Origin of the sequence: Paraburkholderia sp. NMBU_R16 (assembly GCF_013282575.1) — a bacterium.
Lineage (GTDB): Bacteria > Pseudomonadota > Gammaproteobacteria > Burkholderiales > Burkholderiaceae > Trinickia.
In genome coordinates this window covers 1-4,495 of record NZ_JAAAYE010000126.1, presented here as the reverse complement: position 1 = coordinate 4,495, position 4,495 = coordinate 1, and the positions used below count along the sequence as shown (strand labels likewise).

The following is a 4,495-nucleotide window of genomic DNA, read 5'->3' as shown; positions in this document are numbered from 1 at the left end:
GCGCACCATTGGGCTGTCGGTCATCGCGGCGTTGCCGTTCGCTTTTATACCGTATCGCCAACCAGTAGCCCCGTTTCTCCGCGAACGCCGGCCCCCACACGGGACTGAAGTGCTGCTGAACAAAGCCTTCGCATCGCAATCTATCTGGCATAATAATCTAGCCAATTGATAATGTTTTGCAGGTCGAATTTATGGAGTCGTCCACGGTGGACGTTCCCCCCTTCATGAGCTTGGTTAGCGTTTTTAAAGTGACCGACTCGCGCACTGGCGTTCGGCTCTGTTGAGTTGTAGTGCGCGTGAAACTCAACGTGTCCTCGACTTTCGTCTCCATCGACAATATCTATCTCGTAAGCGTTCAAATAATCTTCGTTTGGTTTTTTGAAACCTGAAATGGTCTCCGCAGCAAGTTTCTTGCCGCTCGCCAACCTTGTAACCCGGATGTCCACCTGTCGATCTTGACGAAGGTGTTTAAAAACCTCCGGTGTAGGGTATCGTAAGAATGTGTTGATCAACTGAGCACGGGGCAAGGCCTCAAGCTCTCTTTGCAGAGCCGTTTGCTTATTTCTCAAGGAGTTAATTGCCTCCAACATTTTGACACTCACCGTTTCGTATTGTTCTGCAATCTGCGCAGCAACCTTTTGTTTGTCACCGCCACCTGCAAGCTGCGATTTACTAGCCACGAGCGCCGCATGCTTATTTCTAATAATGGTTACCCCATCTTCAAGGGCCGTTATCGCGTTGGCGACATATTGCTGCACTCGCGCGACGCTTACGGGAGAACCATCCTTAGCATTGACAAACCGTCGCGCCTGATCAATCAGCCATTGTGAACGCTGTTGTGCTTCCTGCTGCACCGGCAAAAACGGTTCCGCTGCCGCCCTCTGGAAGGCCCGCACTAAGCCTGAGTCGTGCGTTGTGCTTTTTGACGGTGCCGTTGATTGTTTTTTCTTCGCTTTCTTGCTTTGTTTTTGCGACGGCTGCGGAGCGGGAACTTCCTCGTCAATCCAGCTGAGATCGATTGGTTCTTGGCGCATGCCCTCCCGGGGACCACTTGTCGTCGGGCGGTTTAAAGGTCTGCCGAATTGCCTAAAGATCCATTCCCCGACCTTAGCCATTTCCGCGCGTGAAATGCCTTCAGGCTTGCGTCGATCTGGTCCGGAATGAGAATCCCGAAGGACACCACACATAAAGTCGGCAGCATCCGCAATGCCGCGAAGCGAGCTTTCAACATATCCCAGTAGGTCCTTGTTGGAGTTCAGCTTCGCGTCTTTGATTAGGCTGCGCGCATCAACGGCCACCTCATGATAGTTGTGGATCTCATGCGCGATTAACATATCAAACTGATCGCAATTGAACTCGCCTCGTGCGTGAGCATTCAATTGTTTTCCGAACGATTCTTCATCTTTGAGGCCGGCCTGGATATATTGACAGCGATCTACCAGCCATTGAATATCTGATTTGAATGACTCATTAATTCCTTGAGGGGATTTTAGCACAATCGTGAGATCATGCTGATGCTGTGCGATCCACGCGTAAGCGCCACCAAATACGCAGGTGCGCACTAAGGTTATGAGGAAATCTACTATCTCTGTCGTCTTTGCATCGCGCCGGGGATCGGTAAGCATCCGGTCACCGAAAGAAGATACAACAGCGCGAGCCAGTGCGTCGAGTGCAACGCACTCCCGCGCTGAAGCCAGGGCTCGCTCTCGCGTGATTTGCAGTGCTCTTAGATGACCGGCGGTACGCGTCGGGGACAATCTGTTAGTAGACGTTTCCATTAAAAATGGCGCACTTATGGCAGCTCTTGTCTTGGAGATCTGTTTGAATATGTTTCCAAGATCGACATCACGAGAATTTAGTGAATCGGACGTGAGTCTAAGAATTGCGTTAGCGAGTCGCTGGCGTAACGATTCATGCTCTCGCGGCAAATCCTGTGCCTCCATGTCAATGAGTGCAGTATGCAATTGTTTACATATTGGTCCGATTGTTTCAACCGCGGTTAGCGGTCCATGCGCATTTTTGGCGTCTTTTAAGTGACCATCCACGTCAACCAGCACTTCGCAAGTTCTCACAAAGGATTGCATAGCCGACGTTGGCTGAACGCCGCATCGTTTTGGAACCTGCGACAGATCGAGCTTCACTTTTTCAAGAGATTGCAGTAGCGATTGGTGCCGCCAAGCGGCACTAGAGTCCAGCGCTCGTTGCAGCTGATTTACAAGAGTTAAAATGGATGCAGAAACAAAGCTATACGCCGCAGATCTTGCCGTTGCAGGCGTCGGCTTGAGAGGTACTGAACTCGGCCGCGAAGGCAGTGTTAATTGACTCATTTGTCCGTGGGATCGTTGGGGCGGTGGCGACATCGGACGCATGTTCAATAAACTGCTACCCTCATGACGGCGCGGATTTAAGGCGTATCCGTGCAGCGGCAATAATGATTGCCGCGAGGTCCTCGTGCTGGGTACTGACGGCGGCGACACATCGTTATGTGCTTGGCCAGGTCCACGTTGAAAGAGTGATCGAATATTCTGCATGACAGTAGAGTCTCGCTTATGTTTGCGGTGAAACCTGTTCAACTGGTTGCGTGATTCGTGGCTTTGTTCAGCAGCACTTCAGTCCCGTGTGGGGGCCGGCGTTCGCGGAGAAACGGGGCTACTGGTTGGCGATACGGTATAAAAGCGAACGGCAACGCCGCGATGACCGACAGCCCAATGGTGCGCACTGGCGGGCGACCCGCCGCGAAGTGAGCCCGCACAGCAGCATGGTCCGGGAATCGTCGGCGACAGTGGTGAGCGCAGCGATGCGCATCCCGTTCACGAGATCGAGTCAATATCGACGCTTCCCATGGCGTTGCCACCTATCCACCAACTGGTTGCTAGTTTTTCGATGTCATCGAATTTGTCTGTGAGCCGCGCCGATACTGGATTTGTGATCGGCGAAGGCAGATCGGTTAGAGTCCAGATGTTTGGACTCATCGAATGACGGGTAATCCATGCTGGCAAACGATTCCGAAGAAATTGAGCGAAGCGCAGTTCGAAGAATTTGTCTTGCCGCACCTAAGTCGCGGCCGACGCGGACCGCCGCCTACGCTGCCGTTGCGCACGATCTTCAACTACGTCCTGCAAATACTGTACATGGGCTGCCAATGGAAGATGCTACCGATCGAAAGGAATGCAAAAGGTCTGCCTGAAATCCACCACACGCGTATCTACCGGATGATGCGGCGCTGGCAGGCCGATGGCAGCATCGAGCGGATCTTTGCGGGCACGGTGCATCTTCTTCATCAGGACCAGCTCCTGGAGCTTTCCGTCATCCACGGCGACGGCACGACGACTGCGGCGAAGAAAGGCGGCGACAACCTTGGGTATAGCGGACACAAGCATCTCAAGGGCTGCAAGGTCGTCGCCTTCTGCGATCGCGACGGCAACATTATCGCGCCGTTCGTGACGGCCCCGGGCAACCGCAACGAATCGCCGCTGTTGCGCGACGCGCTGCCCAGACTCACCGCAATGGCCCGCGCCATTGGCGCGGACCTGCGAGGCTCAACCGTCAGTCTGGATGGCGTCTACGATTGCCGGGATAACCGCCGTGCGATCTTCAACCGCGGCATGACCCCGAACATCCCCGAGAACCCGCGTGGGCGCAAAACACCGAAGCGCGGGCGCAAGCAGCGCTTTGATCCGGCGATCTTCGAGGAGCGCTTCAGGACTATCGAACGCGTCTTTGCCTGGGAGGACAAGTTCCGCCGTCTGCTGCTGCGCTTCGAACGCATCAGTGACGTGCACTATGCGTTAAAGACGCTTGCCTATTCGATGATCAATCTGCGGCACTACTGCCGCAACTGATCACTCGTCAGGAACCTGAGCTTCATTACCGGCGCCACGCGCCGCGATCCCGCTCGTCCGAGCCCTTCTCACGTCTTCGCACAACAGAACCGATCTTCGCGTCGCGCGCTTTCTCACGTGCCATTCCACAAGTAATTCGTTATCCTTGGTGCTTGCGAATCTCATTTCGATCGAAACCCGCAACTAGTTGATAGCGAACCGCGTTCAGACGTTGATATACGATTTTATCCTCAGGCCCGGAATCCGTCGTGAGCACGGTTCCCGCCAAATCAACATTGCCTATCTTGGGCATTACACTTATCCATCAAAAAATGGTTGTCCGTTGCAGAACTCGATGATGAGGGAAGTGGCCAGCATGGTAAGACACGCAGTGCGAGATAATGATGAAAGATGCGAAGTGAGGGCATGGCGGCTTTGTTCAGCAGCACCGGCGTTCGCGGAGAAACGGGGCTACGGGTTGGCGATACGGTATAAAAGCGAACGGCAACGCCGCGATGACCGACAGCCCAATGGTGCGCACTGGCGGGGGCTCTGTCGCATTAACGAGGACGAGTAGAATCGGTGCGAATTGAAACGCAGGACATCGATGATGGCAAAGACGAAGAAAGCTCGCTCAACGTTGCCCACCGGCGCGGGCAGCGTGCTGAAGCGGC

General features: G+C 54.2%; 2 protein-coding genes. One reads left to right on the top strand and one right to left on the bottom strand.

Going from position 1 to position 4,495, the window contains the following annotated elements:
* Positions 1 to 140: 140 nt before the first annotated feature.
* Positions 141 to 2,327 (bottom strand): hypothetical protein, encoded by a 2,187-nt coding sequence (locus GWC77_RS26965; RefSeq protein WP_173262329.1) that lies wholly within the window; start codon positions 2,325 to 2,327, stop codon positions 141 to 143.
* Between the two features lie 687 nt (positions 2,328 to 3,014).
* Between GWC77_RS26965 and GWC77_RS26960 the strand changes: the two genes are divergently transcribed.
* The gene (locus GWC77_RS26960; RefSeq protein WP_254367206.1) at positions 3,015 to 3,842 is read left to right on the top strand and encodes an IS5 family transposase; all 828 of its coding nucleotides are present in this window, start codon (positions 3,015 to 3,017) and stop codon (positions 3,840 to 3,842) included.
* Positions 3,843 to 4,495: the final 653 nt, after the last annotated feature.